The organism is Kineococcus deserti (genome assembly GCF_050871945.1).
In the GTDB taxonomy this organism is placed as follows: Bacteria; Actinomycetota; Actinomycetes; order Actinomycetales; family Kineococcaceae; genus Kineococcus.
This window is the reverse complement of record NZ_JBJLSI010000013.1, coordinates 93,730-109,380: the sequence shown is the minus strand read 5'-3', so window position 1 is coordinate 109,380 and position 15,651 is coordinate 93,730. Positions and strand designations below refer to the sequence as shown.

The 15,651-nt window shown below is 72.5% G+C and carries 12 protein-coding genes; 6 read left to right on the top strand and 6 right to left on the bottom strand.

The window, feature by feature from the left end; all coding sequences use genetic code 11:
* Positions 1–132: 132 nt before the first annotated feature.
* From ACRYR2_RS12495 to ACRYR2_RS12485, 3 genes are all read right to left on the bottom strand, one after another.
* Positions 133–1,620, bottom strand: coding sequence for a SulP family inorganic anion transporter (locus ACRYR2_RS12495; protein WP_432563186.1), 1,488 nt, complete (start codon positions 1,618–1,620; stop codon positions 133–135).
* Positions 1,621–1,693: 73 nt separating this feature from the next.
* Entirely contained in the window at positions 1,694–1,849 is a 156-nt protein-coding gene (locus tag ACRYR2_RS12490; protein WP_432563185.1) for a hypothetical protein, read from the bottom strand.
* Positions 1,850–2,048: 199 nt separating this feature from the next.
* On the bottom strand, positions 2,049–2,759 hold the full coding sequence (locus ACRYR2_RS12485; protein ID WP_432563184.1) for a methyltransferase domain-containing protein: 711 nt from the start codon (positions 2,757–2,759) through the stop codon (positions 2,049–2,051).
* Between the two features lie 271 nt (positions 2,760–3,030).
* On the opposite strand from ACRYR2_RS12485, the gene ACRYR2_RS12480 reads away from it, so the two are divergent.
* Together ACRYR2_RS12480 and ACRYR2_RS12475 are read left to right on the top strand one after the other, a co-directional pair.
* Positions 3,031–4,167, top strand: coding sequence for a glycosyl hydrolase (locus tag ACRYR2_RS12480; RefSeq protein ID WP_432563183.1), 1,137 nt, complete (start codon positions 3,031–3,033; stop codon positions 4,165–4,167).
* A 68-nt stretch (positions 4,168–4,235) separates the two neighbouring features.
* Positions 4,236–5,525 carry an MATE family efflux transporter gene (locus ACRYR2_RS12475; RefSeq protein WP_432563182.1) on the top strand — a complete coding sequence of 430 codons (1,290 nt, stop codon included), beginning with the start codon at positions 4,236–4,238 and terminating at the stop codon, positions 5,523–5,525.
* Between the two features lie 342 nt (positions 5,526–5,867).
* Here the strand turns inward: ACRYR2_RS12475 and ACRYR2_RS12470 are convergent, their stop codons facing one another.
* Positions 5,868–7,256 carry a hypothetical protein gene (locus ACRYR2_RS12470; protein WP_432563181.1) on the bottom strand — a complete coding sequence of 463 codons (1,389 nt, stop codon included), beginning with the start codon at positions 7,254–7,256 and terminating at the stop codon, positions 5,868–5,870.
* A gap of 319 nt (positions 7,257–7,575) precedes the next feature.
* Between ACRYR2_RS12470 and ACRYR2_RS12465 the strand changes: the two genes are divergently transcribed.
* Positions 7,576–9,066 (top strand): GumC domain-containing protein, encoded by a 1,491-nt coding sequence (locus tag ACRYR2_RS12465; RefSeq protein WP_432563180.1) that lies wholly within the window; start codon positions 7,576–7,578, stop codon positions 9,064–9,066.
* Between the two features lie 76 nt (positions 9,067–9,142).
* Here ACRYR2_RS12465 and ACRYR2_RS12460 read toward each other — a convergent pair whose 3' ends face one another.
* Positions 9,143–9,961 carry a hypothetical protein gene (locus ACRYR2_RS12460; RefSeq protein ID WP_432563179.1) on the bottom strand — a complete coding sequence of 273 codons (819 nt, stop codon included), beginning with the start codon at positions 9,959–9,961 and terminating at the stop codon, positions 9,143–9,145.
* A gap of 224 nt (positions 9,962–10,185) precedes the next feature.
* Here ACRYR2_RS12460 and ACRYR2_RS12455 point away from each other — a divergent pair, with 224 nt between their 5' ends.
* Complete coding sequence (locus ACRYR2_RS12455) at positions 10,186–11,784, top strand: malectin domain-containing carbohydrate-binding protein (protein WP_432563178.1); 1,599 nt, start codon at positions 10,186–10,188, stop codon at positions 11,782–11,784.
* A 129-nt stretch (positions 11,785–11,913) separates the two neighbouring features.
* On the opposite strand, the gene ACRYR2_RS12450 is transcribed toward ACRYR2_RS12455, so the two are convergent.
* Complete coding sequence (locus tag ACRYR2_RS12450) at positions 11,914–12,891, bottom strand: glycosyltransferase family 2 protein (RefSeq protein ID WP_432563177.1); 978 nt, start codon at positions 12,889–12,891, stop codon at positions 11,914–11,916.
* 483 nt (positions 12,892–13,374) lie between these two features.
* On the opposite strand from ACRYR2_RS12450, the gene ACRYR2_RS12445 reads away from it, so the two are divergent.
* Both ACRYR2_RS12445 and ACRYR2_RS12440 read left to right on the top strand, forming a co-directional pair.
* Entirely contained in the window at positions 13,375–14,472 is a 1,098-nt protein-coding gene (locus ACRYR2_RS12445) for a glycosyltransferase (protein ID WP_432563176.1), read from the top strand.
* A complete protein-coding gene (locus tag ACRYR2_RS12440; RefSeq protein ID WP_432563175.1) occupies positions 14,469–15,614 on the top strand; it encodes a glycosyltransferase family 4 protein in 1,146 nt (381 codons plus the stop codon). The genes ACRYR2_RS12445 and ACRYR2_RS12440 overlap by 4 nt, the downstream gene beginning before the upstream one ends.
* Positions 15,615–15,651: the final 37 nt, after the last annotated feature.

Genomic DNA, 15,651 nt, shown 5'->3' with positions numbered 1-15,651 from the left:
CCCCCCCCCCCCCCCCCCCCCCCCCCCCCCCCCCCCCCCCCCCCCCCCCCCCCCCCCCCCCCCCCCCCCCCCCCCCCCCCCCCCCCCCCCCCCCCCCCCCCCCCCCCCCCCCCCCCCCCCCCCGGGGTGGGGTCAGTCGGCGGCGGTGACGCGGCCCGCGAGCCGGTCGTGCAGCGCGGCGGTCCAGGCGTTCATCCCCACGACGGCGGCCTCCTTGCCGTGCTCGGCGTACTTGCGGGTCACCGCGTCCAGCGCCGCGATCGAGCTGGCGTCCCACACGTGCGCGTCGGTGAAGTCGATCGTCACGCGCGCGGGGTCGCCGGCGTAGTCGAACTGCGTCACCAGGTCGCCGGAAGAGGCGAAGAACACCTGGCCGTGCACGGTGTACGTGCCCGGGGTGGTCGTGCGGACCTCCACCAGGTGCGCGACCCGGCGGGCGAACAGCACGCACGCCAGCAGCGTCCCCCCGAGGACGCCGTAGGCCAGGTTGTGGGTCAGCAGCACGATGACGACGGTCACGACCATGACCGCGGTCTCGCTGCGCGGCATGGCCTTCAGCGTCGCCGGGCGCACGCTGTGCCAGTCGAAGGCGCCGTAGCAGACGAGGAACATGACGGCCACGAGCGCGGCCATCGGGATCTGCGCCACGACGTCACCGGCCCCGACGACGAGCAGCAGCAGGAACGCGCCGGCCAGGAACGTCGACAGCCGGGTGCGGGCGCCGGAGACCTTCACGTTGATCATGGTCTGGCCGATGACGGCGCACCCGCCCATGCCACCGAACAGCCCGGTGACGATCTGCGCCGTGCCCTGGCCGACGCACTCGCGCGTCTTCGAGGACCGGGTGTCGGTCAGCTCGTCGACGAGCTGGGCCGTCATGAGCGACTCCATGAGCCCCACCAGGGCCACCCCGACCGAGAACGGCAGGATCGTGCGCAGCGTCTCCAGGGTCAGCGGCACGTCCGGCAACCCGAGCGAGGGCAGGGTGTTCGGCAGCGCGCCGTCGTCACCGACCGTCCGGACGTCGACGTGGGCGACGACCGTGACCACGGTCAGCACCGCGACGGTGATCAGCGGCGCCGGGATCGACCTCACCACCCGCGGGACGAGCACGAGCAGCGCCAGCCCGACGACCAGCACCGCGTACCCGGCGACGCCCGCGTCGCGCAGGTTCGGCAGCTGGGCCAGGAAGATCGAGATGGCCAGGGCGTTGACGAAGCCCGTGGTGACGCTGCGCGGGACGAACCGCATGAGGCGGGCGACGCCGAGCAGGCCCAGGGCGATCTGCAGCACGCCCGCCAGCAGGATCGCGGCGATGAGGTAGCCGACGCCGTGGCTGTGCGAGAGCGGGGCCACGACGAGGGCGACGGCGCCGGTGGCGGCCGAGATCATCGCGGGCCGGCCGCCCACGATCGACGTCGTGACGCCCATGACGAAGGAGGAGATCAGACCGATGCGGGGGTCGACGCCGGCGACGATCGAGAAGGAGATCGCCTCCGGGACCAGGGCCAGCGCGACGACGAGACCGGCCAGGACCTCGGTGCGCAGGACCCGCCACGACGACAGCCACGCCGGCCGCCGGCGCAGGGCAGCACCGGTCACGGGAAGGGCGGTGGGCACCCAGGGACTCTAACCCCGCGTCAGGGTTGCCCCGTGCCGCAGCCTCCCCGGCGCGGGGGATGCGCTCACCCGTTCAGCGTGCGCGGCCCTTCCCGCGGAACTGCGCCACCGCGTCGGTGAGCTTCCTGCGGGTCGCGGGGTCCTTGGCCGCACGCTGGACCTGCTGGGTCAACCGCTTGCCCTCGGGGGACTTCAAGAAGGCGCCCACCTTGCCGACCAGCCCTGCCACGTCGTTCCTCCCGTGTCGCCGTCCGTGAGGTTCCAACGGTGAGCCAGGCGCGCCGGTTCCGCCACCGGAGGCCGGCTGCGGGTCCGGGCGCGGGTTCGAGCGCGGGTCCGGGCGCGGGTTCGAGCGCGGGTTCGAGCGCGCTGTCACCGCGTGCGCGGTCATCGCGTGCGGGGTCACCGCGCGCCGACACCGACCCCGCTCAGCCCTTGCGCAGCACCACCGCGACGTCGGTCACCGCGAACAGGAAGGTCCCGGCGCGCGCCGCGCGGCGCAACCCCTCGACCCAGCCCGCCGCCCGCGGGGCCAGGGCAGGGTCCTCGCCGGCGGCGGCGAGGATCCCGGTGGCCACCTTCCAGGCGATGGAGTCCTCGTCGAAGCGGCGGTGCGGGTCGGCCCAGGAGTGCACCGACTCCACGGTGAAGGGGCTGGAGGCCGCGTGCCGCAGCAGCTTGCGGCCGGCGAAGCCGTCCGTCCGGGCCCCGGCGGCGGGCACGTGCGCCACGAACCGGTCGAGCAGTTCCCGGGTCAGCTCGTCGTCGTCGCTGGTGAACAACGCGGTGTCCCAGTCGGAGTGGGCCAGCACGGCCGTCCCGCCGGGCCGCAGGACCCGGTGCACCTCGTGCAGGTGCGCCCCGACGTCGGCCAGGTGCTCGACGGCGTTGAGGGAGACGGCCGCGTCGACGCTGTCGTCGGCCAGCGGGATGCTGTCGAGCTCGGCGATGTGGGCGCGCACCCGGGAGTCCAGGAGCAGGTCGTCGTCGAGGGTCGAGCCCACGTCGACGGCGTGCACCAGCCGGGGACCGGAGGCCAGCAGGGCACGCGTCGTCCGGCCGCTGCCGCAGGCCAGGTCGAGGGCGACCGACCCCTGCGCGATCCCGGCGAGCGCCGCGACGTTCTCGAACCGACCCACGCCCCGCAGCCTACGATCACGACGCCGACTCGGCCCGGGCTCCCATCACGTCACCACTCGTCGAGGCCGAACTACCGTCGGTGATCACGTACCCCCGAGTGGTCGAAGATTGCGTGAACGAGCACTCTCACGTGACGTCAACGTTGCGCCGACTCGCCTACAGTCGACCCAGCGCCCATCGGGTGCACGCATGGCCGGGGGGCGGTGCGGTCGACGGTGACGGGGGTCGGGGTCGACGCCTGTCCGAGGGGGAAGGCGGAGCCGCGCAGTGGTGGACACGACGCACCGGGAGAGTCCCGCGACCGGCGGATCGCCGGAACCGCGCAAGCACGGGCGCCGCAAGGTCATCGGGGCCGGCATCGGCGTCCTGGCGCTCGCCGCGGCCGGCGGGGGGGCCTACCTGGCCACCCGCGACGACGACCCGATCGAGACGACGTCGCCACCGGCGGAGTGGGCCCCGCGCGAGCACGTGCCCGCCGCCGAGCTGGACACCAAGTGGATCGGTGTCCAGACGCACACCGTCTCCGTCGCGCAGGAGTTCGAGGAGTACCTCGGGCGGCCCCTGGACTGCGTCGTCGTCTTCGGCGCCGAGACGGACTGGAAGGCCATCGAGGGGCCGTGGTTCGCCATCGACGCCCCCGAGGGCCAGGACTGGGCGCAGTGGGTGAAGGACGACCCCGACAACCACACCCTCGTGATCTCCACCGCCATGGTTCCCAAGGACCCGCCGTCGGACTGGCGCGAGCGTGGCGCCGCCGGGGAGTACGACGAGCACTGGAAGACGTTCGGCCAGAACCTCGTCGACGCCGGGCTGGGCTCCTCGATCCTGCGGATCGGCTGGGAGCTCAACGGCAAGTGGTACGAGACCCACTACATCGGGGAGGACGCCGACCAGCGCGAGCAGTGGAAGGAGTACTTCCGCCGCATCGTCATGGCCATCGAGGTCGAGGGGTCGGACTTCGAGATCGACTTCAACATCGCCGAGGGCCCGCAGAACTCGGTCTCCATCGAGGAGATGTACCCCGGTGACGACTACGTCGACATCATCGGCATCGACGTCTACGACTCCTACATCTCGCCCATCGACCCCAGCGCCCGCTGGCAGGCCAAGGACGAGAAGGTCAACAGCATCTCCGCGGTGGTGGCCTTCGCCGAGGCGCACGACAAGCCCGTGAGCTTCCCCGAGTGGGCCATGGTCGCCGAGGGGGAGAGCCAGGGCGGCGGGGACAGCCCCGAGTTCATCAACCAGATGGCCGACGTCATGGCCAGCGCCAACCTGCGCTACCAGGCCTACTTCAACGTTCCCGAGGGCGGCGTGGGCATGACGCTGGCCGACGCGCCGGAAGGGTCCGCGGCCTTCCTGGACCGCTTCGGCGCTTCGGGTGACGTGGTCCCGGCCGACTCCTGAGGCGGGGTACGGTCGGGGCCGGGGGGGCGTCGGTGTCCGGAGCCGACGGATCGAGGGGAGAACGACCGGTGGGCTTGCTCGCCAAGGTGCGCAGCGCGGGCATGACCCGTGGGGTCTGGAACATCGGCGACCAGCTGATCTCCAGCGCCAACAACTTCCTGGTGCAGATCGTCATCGCCAAGTCGGTCAGCGAGGACGACTTCGGCACCTTCGCCATCGTCTTCTCGATCTTCTCGGTGGCCACGGGCTTCTTCCGCGCGCTGTCCACCTCGCCGATCGGCATGCGCTTCGCCGCCGCGGACGACCGCGAGTTCGGCCGGGTGACGGCGGGCTCGACCGGTCTGACGCTCGTCGGCAGCCTCCTGCTCGGGCTGGTCCTGGTCCTCGCCGGGCTCCTGGTCCCCTTCCCCACCGTCCTGGCGCACTCCCTGATCGCCCTCGGGCTCATCGTGCCCGGCCTGCTCATGCAGGACGCCTGGCGCCAGGTGCTGTTCGCACGCCTGCGGCCCGCCGCGGCGTGCCTGCTCGACGCCACCTGGGGCGTGCTGCAGCTGACCGCCGTCGTCGTGCTGTTCACCGCAGGCGTGCACTCGGTGCCCGCCTACGTCCTGGCCTGGGGCGGCGCGGCGCTCGCGGCCTCCTTCGTGGGCCTGGGCGCCATGCGGACCCGGCCGCGTCCGGGGCTGGCGCTGGGCTGGCTGCGCGAGCAGTTCTCGCTGACGCGCTACCTGGTGCCGGAGTACGTGCTCCTGCAGTCCGGGGCGCAGATCGCCGTCCTCGTCGTCGCGGGTGTCGCCGGCACCGTCGCCGCCGGCGCGCTGCGCGGCGCCAACATGCTCACCGTCCCGGCGACCATCCTGTCCACCGGGCTCATGACGTTCGCGATCCCCGAACTGGCCCGGCGCCGCGACCGCACGACGCGCCGCGGCTGGAGCGTCGCGGCCCTGGTCATCTCCGGTCTGATCGTGGTGACGGGCGTCGTGTGGGGCTCGCTGTTCCTGCTGCTGCCCGACGGTGTCGGCCTGTGGTTGCTGGGCGACTCGTGGGCGGGCACCAAGGAGGTGCTCATCCCGATCATCGTCGGGCAGGCCGGGTCCGCGTTGTCGGTCGGGCCGGCTGCGGTGCTCTACGCCAACGAGGGCGCCAAGGTGACGATGCGGCTGCACGCCGTCTACGCGGTGCTGCTCATCGGCCTGTCGACGGCGGGGGCGGTCCTGTTCGGCGCGGTCGGGACGGCGTGGGGGATGGCGGGAGCCTTCTGGCTCACCGCGCCCTGGTGGTACGTCGCGATGGTGCGTCACGTCCGCCGGCCGGTGGCGCCGCCGGCGGAGAACGTGGAGCCGACCCCGATCGGCTGATCGCCGTCGTGCGGCCGGGCAGGACCGGCTCGGCATCCGAAGGCCTCGGCGTGCGCGTCGCCGGACGGCACGGCACGCGCGCTCGAACCGCACCCGTGCCCGGTCTCACGTCGGAACGGCCACGGGTGCGGCGCAGACGTCGTGATCACCCCCGCCGCGCCGCACCCACGACCGCACCCACGGTGCGGCGGGAACCGTGCGACCGGCCCCCTCGAGGTACGTCACGCACCCGCCGGAGCGACGTCGCGCCTCCTCCGCCCCGATCCGCACCAGCGACGGTCGGCCGGGACGTCGTGCCTGCGCTGCCGCCGCACGACGGCGGTGGCGGGTCGGCCGGAACGATCAGCCGAGCAGTCCGTTGGGGGAGGCGGGCGGCAGGGTGACCGGGGCCTGCTGCCGTCCGGGCGAGGGGGCGGGATCGTGCCCGGCCGTCGCGGCGAGGGCGTGGCGGTCGGCGTCCAGACGCTTCTCGAAGTCGTGCCCGACGAACAGGGACACCAGGGGGACCAGCAGGTAGAGGACCTGCGGTTGCAGGAGCGCGCCGGTGAGGAAGGCGTTGGCGAAGACGCCGGCCCACGCCAGGGTGGGCGAGGGAGCCCGCCGCACGAGGGCGAGCCCGACGAAGGTGCAGAACAGGATCGCCGCGGGGACGCCGTACTCGAAGATCACCTTGGCCAGGCCGGAGAAGTTGATGGGCAGTCCCGTGCTCTCGAAGATCTGCGCGGCCAGGGCGTCGGCCCGGCCCGCGCCGTCCCCGAGGAGGACCGACAGCGGGTTCTCGCCCCAGGTGTCCAGGATCCGCTGGTAGGGCTGCACGAAGCGCAGGCTGCCGCTGGAGTTGGTGTTGGACGTCTCGCCGGCGCGTTCGGCGATGATCGCGCCGAACGGCGTGGCCAGGGCGACGGGCACCGCGATGACCACCGCGACGACGATGCGCGCCGTCCAGCGCCCCCCGCGGCGCAGCATCAGCAGCAGCACGCCGAAGGCCGCGAACAGCAGCCCCGTGCCGGAGATGGTGCAGACCAGCGCGACGCCGATCAGCACGACCCGCCACCAGGCGGCGCGACGGACCAGCACCGACAGCAGCGCCATCGCCAGGAACTGGGCGTAGATGGACGGCTCGAGGAAGACGAAGCCGTTGGCCTTGATGATGGGGGAGCCGTACTCGATCGGGTAGCTCGTGTTGTACCCGAGGAACAGCAGCTGCTCGGGGACGTAGCGCAGGATCACGTCGACGTAGGTCCACGCACCGGCGGCCTGGGCGGCGGTCTGCAGGATCCCGACGCCGGCGAAGAACAGCATGAACGTCTCGAACCGCGCGAGCACCCGCTCGTAGAGGTGGTGACGGGCCGGGTGGAGCGTGAAGGCGAAGACCACCCAGATGATCGGGAGGTAGATCAGCGACGTGATCCCGCCGACGCCGGTCTGGAACAGCACGATCCCGGCGCACAGGAAGCACGCCGCCATCGCCAGCACGAAGACGCGCGTCGCGGCCCGGTTCTCCACGACGTCGCCGTGGTACAGCAGGTACCCGAGCCCGGCCAGCGCCACGAGCACGCTCAGCGACAGCTGCACACCGCCCAGCGGGATCGCGAAGCGCTGGAAGAGCGTGATGGACAGCATGAGCACCGTCACCACGGCGAGCACCCTGCGGTCGGCGACGGTGCTGCCCTCGCCCGTGGCCGGTGCCGGCTCGTGCCCCGGTCTGCTGGACGTGAACGTCGAGGCCACGCGGGTCCCCCCGGATCCGAGTAGGAGAAGTGTGAACGATCCCCGGGAGGCGCCGTGGAGCCCGTCCCTCGCGTGACATCGTAGGTGCCGCTGACCGGGGCGGAGCCGTGTTCTGCCGGGCGAGAGGCCGAACGAGTGCTGTGAGTGACGCCGTCATCCATTCGGAGTGACGGCCGGTTGCTCCGAGTGGGTTGAAGCACACGGAGGAGCTCGACGAGGGACAGCGTGTACCGGTGATCGGGTGCGAGGATGACCGCCGGACGGCCGCTGCGGGCGGCTGCCGCGGGCGTACCGCCCAGTGGGGGGACCAGGAGGAAGCGTGGCAGCAACGGCAGGGGGTGTTCCCGGACGCAACGGTTCGGGAACCTGGGCGGCGGTCTTCCGCCACCGGTGGAAGGTGCTCGTGGTCGCCGTGCTCATGGCGGTGGCCGGGTTCGCGGGAGCCGGCTCGTTCATCCCGGCGAGCTACAGCGCGACGGCGACGATCACCTTGAGCAAGGACCGACCCTTCGACCCGACGGCGACCGGCAACAACGCCGCGCAGCTCGGCGACCCCACCCAGTGGGCGTCCCTGCAGGCCGCGGTGGTCGGCTCCAGCGCCGTCCTGGACGCCGCGCTGTCCCCGGTCCCGGCCGGGACCGGCACCGTGCAGGTGCCGGCCGACGAGGCCGAGACCTTCCGCGACGGGCTCACCGTGACCGCGAAGACCGACACCAACCAGATCGTCGTGACGGCCAGCGCCGACTCCGCGCAGGACGCCGCCGACATCGTCGACGCCGTCGTCTACGCCTACCAGGCGCAGGCCCTGGCCTCGGTGACCACGGCCCGCGACGCGGCCCTGGCCAACGTGGACTCCAGCGACACCGACCAGGTCCAGCAGATCAACATCGCCGCCACGACCTACGGCTCCGGGGTCGCCTCCATCGACGACGCGGACGTCCCGACCGCCTCGGCCCCGCCGTACCCGTGGCAGATCGGTCTGGTCGCCGGCATCGTCGGCCTGCTGGCCGCCGCCGGTGCGGTCGCCTGGGCCGCCCACCTCAAGCAGCGCGTCACCGCGCCGCCGCTGGCCGGGGTGGCCGAGCTCGCACGCTGGGGCTCGCTGCCCTCGCAGCGCGAGCTCGCCGACCCGCACAGCGAGCCCAGCCGCAGCGCCGGCGTCGTGCTGGTCGGTCTGCAGCACCTCGGCCACCTGCGCACCCCCCGGCTGGAGGTCAGCAGCGTGCTGGTCACCGCCGCGTCGGGCCACGCCGGTGCCCTCGCCACGGGCCTGGCCGCCTCGGCCGCCCGCGCCGGGCGCCGCGTGGTCCTGGTCGACGCCGACGAGGACGGCAGCCGGCTGGCGCGCATGGGCGCCCCGGTCGGGCCCACCCGTGAGGACCGGCTGTCCGAGCACCGCTGGAGCGAGGAGGTCCGTCCCTGGGTCATCGGCGGCGGCGCCGTCGTCGGCGTCCTGCCGCTGGACGCGCGCTCGCTGCAGCCGCACGCGGTCGGGGCCGGGGTCCGGCACCTCGTGGAGTCCGGCTACCTGGTGATCTTCGTCGGCGGCTCGGTCGTCTCCAGCCCGGTGGCCTTCGCCGTCGCCGGTGAGGTCGACGCCGTCCTGGTCCAGGTCGAGGCCGACCCGCGCGCCGAGGTCGTCAGCAAGACGGTCAACCAGCTGTCCATCGCGGCCCCGGCCGTCCTGGCGCAGGTCGTGGTCGGTGACGTCTCCAGCCCCGGCGGCGAGAGCGGCCGCCTCGAGCAGCGTCCGCGCCCCGTCGTGCAGGCCCCGGTGGACCAGCCGGTCACCGGAGCGCGACGCGCCTGATCGAGACACCCGGAACGTACGGAGGGCCGGCACCCGCGGGGGTGCCGGCCCTCCGTGCGTTCCGGGCCCACCGGGCTCACCCCGCGGCGATCTGCTCCCAGGGCCCGGGGACGATCCAGCCGTCCTCCATGTGGGTCGCCAGCGCGGGCTGCGCGCCGAGCAGCACGCGCCGGCGCGAGGGCCGCCGCAGCGACCGCACGTCCACGGCCGCGCGCATGCCCAGGAGGTAGCCCCGCCGCAGGACGTTCCGCCAGGCCGGGGTCCCGGGGGCGGGATCGTGGTGCTCGACCAGCTCGCGCAGCGCGAACCGGCGCCGGCCCTGCAGCGTCAGGCAGCTGGCGTAGTCGAAGTCGCCGCCCGACAGCGCGCACAGCCGCAGCAGCCGCTCGTCCTGCAGCACCGCGCCCACCCGCACGGCGAAGGTGCTCGTGGTGCTCTCCAACCGCTCCCAGCGCACCGGCAGACCGGTGTCGGGAACGTCCTGCCCGTAGGGGGCGAAGTAGGCGGCTGCGGCGTGCCGGGGCTCGCCCGCGGCGTCCACGAGGGCGACCAGGGCCTCCGGGCGCCACAGGTAGTCGTCCTCGGCCAGCAGCAGGAGGTCCTCGGGCGCCCAGCCGCGGCGCCGGGGCAGACCCAGCGCCGTGAGGTAGCTGCGCCGGTTCGAGCCCCCCTCGATGGTCACCGGGTCGCCCCAGGCGCGCATCAGCTCCAGCCGGTCGGCCGGGACGGGACCGTCGTTGAGGAAGACGACCTCGGTGTCGGCGGCGGGCCGCTGGGTGCGGACCAGGTCGACGGCGCGGCAGAACGACTGCAGACCGACCCGCTTGCTGTACCAGGGCGGTCGGCCCTTGCTGTTCTCCCCACCGTGCGAGCGGTAGACGACGTGGAGTCTCACCCGCCGATCGTAGCCAGGCTCGGGCGGCCTCCCGGCCCGGTGATCACGCGCGGGCACAGCTATCGCTGCACCGTGGCGGCGCGTTACAGGTTCTGCGGAAGTTCCTGCTCAAGGTGTGCCGGATCCACCCCGATGACTCCTGTGTCACCCCGAACGGGCCAACTCGGTTCCTCCGCCCCCCTCCTGCGGACGGCACCCTGACCACAGCGAGGTTGATCCACCCCATGAGCAAGGTTTCCAAGTTCCTGCTGTCCGCCGTCGCCGTCGCGACCGTCGCCGGTGGTTTCACCGCCACGAGCGCTCCCCACGCCGAGGCCGCCACCACCACGATCCGCGTCGGCACCGGCAAGGCCGACTACAAGGACTCCTCCGGCAACGTCTGGAGCAAGGACACCGGTTTCGTCGGTGGCTACCAGGTCTCCAACGTCACCAAGGCCGACATCAAGGGCACCGACTCCGACGCCCTCTACCAGAACGAGCACTGGGGCATGTCGGCCTGGCGCGCGAACGTTCCTAACGGCAAGTACGAGGTCACGCTGAAGTTCGCCGAAACCTACTACGGCAAGGCCAACACCCGGGTCATGACCGTGACGGCCGAGGGCGCGACCGTCCTGAAGAACCTCGACGTCTTCGCCGAGGCCGGGAAGAACACCCGCCTGGACAAGACGTTCACCGTCCAGGTGAAGGACGGCCGCATCGACCTGGGTTTCCAGCACGTCGTGAACAACGGCAACATCCAGGGCATCCAGGTCCAGTCCGTGAGCGGTTCGACCGGTGGCGTCGTCGTGACGCCGACCCCGCGCCCGACGACCCCCACCCCGACGGTCCCGGCCCCGACCACGCCGGCCCCGACCACGCCGGCCCCGACCACGCCGGCCCCGACCACGCCGGCCCCGACCACGCCGGCCCCGACGACCCCGGCCCCGGCGAACCCCGACGACTCCACCCCCGGCTGGCTGTCCGGGAGTTCCGGTGTCGGCGTCGGCAACGGCCAGTTCGGTTCCTGGCGCGGCAGCGCGGTCGAGATCGCCGCCAGCTGGGCCAACGACAACACCAACAACCAGCACTTCTGGCAGTTGGACAAGGGCGCCGAGTACGGCAGCTGGAACACCGACATGGACATGGCCGTCGGCGGCATCGACCGTGGCGAGACGTGGGCGCAGGGTGCGTCCGGGCAGTTCGACGCCCGCTGGCGCGCCTCGCTGAAGAAGCTCAAGTCCCAGTGGGGCGACCGTCAGGGCACCATGTACATCCGTCTGGCGCACGAGATGAACGGCTACTGGTTCCCCTGGTCGGTCAACACCAGCAACTACAAGGACTTCGTGACCTCCTGGAAGCGCTACCGCGCGCTGCAGAAGGAGGTCTTCCCCGAGGCCAAGCTCGTCTTCAGCGTCAACCGCGACAGCAACGGCACCGGCATGGACTGGACGAAGTTCTTCCCCGGCAAGGAGTACGTCGACGTCCTGACGGTCGACTACTACAACCAGTACCCGTACGCGGCGACCAAGGCGCAGTTCGACGCCGCCAGCTGGGACAAGGACGGCTACGGCGCTCCCAAGGGCATCCGTGCGCACGCCGCCTTCGCCAAGAGCCAGGGCATCCCGTTCGGCGTCTCGGAGTGGTCCGGCAACGCGGACAACGGTGACGGCGCCGGCTACGTCGAGGGCATGTACGCGTTCTTCAAGGAGAACGCCGGCACCGGCCCCGGCCAGGTCCTGTACGACATCCAGTTCAACTGCGACATCGACGGCAAGCGCTGGCTGATCTACGGCTCGGGCGTGCGCATGCCGAGCACCGCCGCGAAGTACAGGGACCTGTTCTGATCCTCGTGCGGCGCGAGCGGACCGCGGTCCGTCCCTCGTAGCAGCGGCAGCACGGCGCCCCCCGGCCAGGTCCCACCTGGCCGGGGGGCGCCGTCGCGTCCGGGTCGGTCGCGGATCAGGACCGGGCGGTCACTTGATCCTGTCCATCACCACGCGGCCGGCGACGCTGGCGCGGCCGGTGGTCACGCCCTTGACGTACGCCCAGTGCTGGTCGGCGCGGTCGTTGCGGCGCAGCGCCAGGCACTGCACCGTCCGCACCGCGTACCCGGCGGCGAGCACGGAGCTGATGCCGCGCACCGTCGCCGTGCCGTGGTGACGGGCGAGGTAGCGGCGCATCGCGGCGCCGCGCAGCCGCAGCATCTCCAGGTTGGGGGCACCGGAGCCCCCGGCGGCGTGCGGGACGATGACGTCGGTCCGCAACTTCTCGCTCAGTCCGGCCGCCCGCGCGCTGCGACCGAACGCCATGTCCTCGTTGTAGACGTAGAAGTCCTCGTCGAAGCAGCCGAGTTCGAGGAACGTGCTGCGGCGAACGGCCATGCACGCTCCCGTGGTCCAGTCGACGTCGAGCGGTTCGCCCGGTGCCGGCCTGGCGTACAGGCCGGCCCGCGGGAACAGCTTGTGCAGGCCGACGGCGTGCACCAGGGCGCGCCGCGCGGTGGGTTCCCAGCCGCCGACCCCGAGTTCCACCCGGCCGTCCACCCCGGCCATGGTGGCTGCCGACGCCGCCAGCCGCGGGTCGGAGGCGACGTCGTCGACGAGGGTGAGCAGGTGCTCGAGGGTGGGCCGGGAGTCGGGGTTGCCGAACACGACGAACTCGTGGGTGGAGGTGCGGGCGCCGGCGTTGGCGGCCTTGGCGAAACCCTTGCCGCCGCCGGAGTCGACGTAGCGGGTGTTGGGCCGCTGCGAGGGCAGCTGCGACAGGCCGTCGACGTCGGAGGCGTTGTCCACGACGGCCACCGGGAGTTCGTCGGGCAGGTTCTCCAGCAGTGCACGGATCTGGTGGGCACTGCGGTAGCTGACGAGCACCAGCTCGACGTCGTGGGTCAGCGGCCCGCGACCGCTGCCCGGCCGGGAGGCGTCCTCCTGCTGGCCCCTGGTGTCCGTCACGTCCACGCGCACAACCGCCTCGTCCCCTCTCGGTCTTCCTCGGTGGCCCGGGCCGCCGAGGCGGGCTGGGCTCCTGGCACCGGTGGCATCGTGACCCACCGTGCGCACCGGAGACCAGTGTGGACCCCTCGGGGGACCCCGCGAGGGTGACCGAGTGTGGCGAACGGGTGGTTCGTGGGGTCCGGGCGAGGATGCTCCAGCAAGTCAGTAACCCTGTGCTGACCTGCACGAACGCACTGTGATTGAATTGCCCACCGAACCGTCGGATCACGGAGAACATCACTCGATGTAGCCGTCTGACACGCGGCAGGTTGTTGCCTGCCGCCCCCCGCGCTTGCAAGAATGCCACGATCACCTCGCGAGCGACGCGGGGGTCACGGGGGTGGCGAGGGGGGTCCAGCGGCTCGGTGCCGGTGGATGTCGCCGCTCCGGACGGTTGTCTGGGGGGTTCAACGCGTGCATCTTCGTCGTCCGAGTCCGGCGGTGGGGGCTCTCACCGTCATGTCCTTCGCGGGTCACGTCATGTACCCGCTCTACCTGCTGGCCAGCGAGCGCTTCGCGCCGCGCAGGCTGCCCCGTCCCGCGCCCGGTGAGGCCGGCTGGACCTGGGACGACGTCGACGTGCTGGTCCCGGCGTTCGGGGAGGCCGGCGTCCTGGCGCAGACCGTCCCCCAGCTGGTGGCCGAGGGCGTGCCGCTCGACCGCATCACCATCGTCGTCGACGAGGACGAGGCGACCCGCGCCGTGGCCGAGGAGCTCGGCTGCCGCGTCGACTGGTCGCCCACGCGGTCCGGGAAGGCCGCCGCGGTCAACCGGGGGGTGAAGAACTCCAAGGCGGACATCGTCGTCCTGCTCGACGCGAACGCCTTCGTGCCGGGGGAGGGCCTGCGAGCCCTCGTCGACCGGGTCGCCACGGACCTGCACCTGGCCTCCGGCGTCCGCAAGGAGTCCGGGGCCGAGGACGAGGGTCTCTACTGGCGCTACGAGAACTGGATCAAGCAGACGGAGGCCGGCCGGGGCGGCTCGCTGGCGCTGGTCGGCGAGGCGGTCGCGCTGCGCCGGGAGTCGTTCCGGCCGATCCCCAAGTCGGTGCTCAACGACGACCTCTTCCTGGCCTTCGACTTCGCCCGCCGCGGGCTGGACGTGGGGGTCGTGCCCGAGTGCGTGGCCGTCGAGGCCTCCGCCCCGCGCGGTGACCAGCTGGAACGCCGGGTCCGGATCATGAGCGGTCAGCTGCGGCTGTTCTGGGGTTTCCGGCGCTCGTTCCTGTCCGGGGACGACAAGTTCCTGCACTTCGCGATGCACAAGGGGTGGCGGTCCACGCTCGGCCCCACCGCGCAGCTGGCCCTGACGGCGGCGTGCCTGGCTCGTCCCGCGAGCCGGTTCAGCCAGGCGTTCCTCGTGGCCGAGGCCGTCTCGGTCGCGGCCTACCTCACGGGGGACCGGCTGCAGGGCAAGGCGACGGCCCCGCTGCGGATCCTCGGCCAGGCCGTCGGCATGCCGCCGGTCGTCTTCGTCCTGTCCATCCCGCGGGCGCTGGGCCGCTCGCGCAGCGGAGCCTGGAAGAAGCGCACCAGGTGAGTTCGAGCCGCACGGCCTGGGTCGTCGCCAAGCAGCTCCCCGCCAGCACCGACTCCGGAGGGCGTCAGCGCATCCGGGCCGTCATCGACGCCTACGCGCAGGTGTTCGACCAGGTGCACGTCGTCGGTTTCGACGCCTGGCCGGGCTGGCGCGACGTCCTGCCGTCCCACGTGACGGTGCACGAGGTGCACGGTCCGAAGCCGACCCCGGGGGCGGTCCTGCGGGGGTCGCTGTTCGCGGGGAAGTGGTTCTCGGCGCAGATCCACGACCTGCTGGCCGCCGAGGTGCACAAGCGCGACGTCGTGCACGTCGACTTCCCGCAGATGGCCGTCAACGTGCCGGCCGGTGTGCGCATCGACGTCCTGGACCTGCACAACATCGAGTCCGACCTCGTCGCCCGCCGGCTGCGCACCGAGCAGCCGCTGGCGGCCCGGGCGCTGGCGGTCGAGGTCGCCCGGTTCCGCCGGTTCGAGTTCGCCACCGCCAGGCGTGCGCAGCACGTGACCGCGTGCAGCCGCCGCGACCAGGAGGTGCTCGCCGAGCGGGGCATCGCCAGCACGTTCGTGCCGAACGGGGTCACCTCCGCCGGGCACGTGCCCACCGTCCCCCCGGGACGACGGACGGCGCTGTTCGTCGGGGCGATGGACTACGGGCCGAACAAGGCCGCGCTGCGCTGGTTCCTCGACGAGGTCTGGCCGGGTGTGCTCGAGCGGGTTCCGCAGGCGCGGTTCCTCGCCGTCGGGCGCGGGTTGGCCGGTACGCACCCGCGCGCCGGCGGTGAACCCGCCGGGGTGGAGTTCCACTCCGACGTCAGTTCCGTCGACCCCTTCTACGAGCGCGCCGACGTCTGCGTGGTGCCGCTGCTCTCCGGCGGCGGGACGAAGATCAAACTCGTCGAGGCGCTCTCGCGCGGGCGGGCCGTCGTGACGACCAGCCTCGGCCTGGAGGGCCTCGAGGAGCACCGTGAGGTCCTGCGGGTGGCCGACGGCGCTGCGGCCTTCGCCGGCGCCCTCGCCGAACTGCTCGACGACCCGGAGCAGTCGGCGAAACTCGGTTCCGCGGCGGCCGACGTCGCGCAGTCGTTCTCGTGGGACTCCGCGATGACTGCGTTGCGTGAACTACTGATCGCTGTTCGTAGGTGATTGAGGGCAGAGGGGGTGGTCTTCGCCCTCTCTGCCC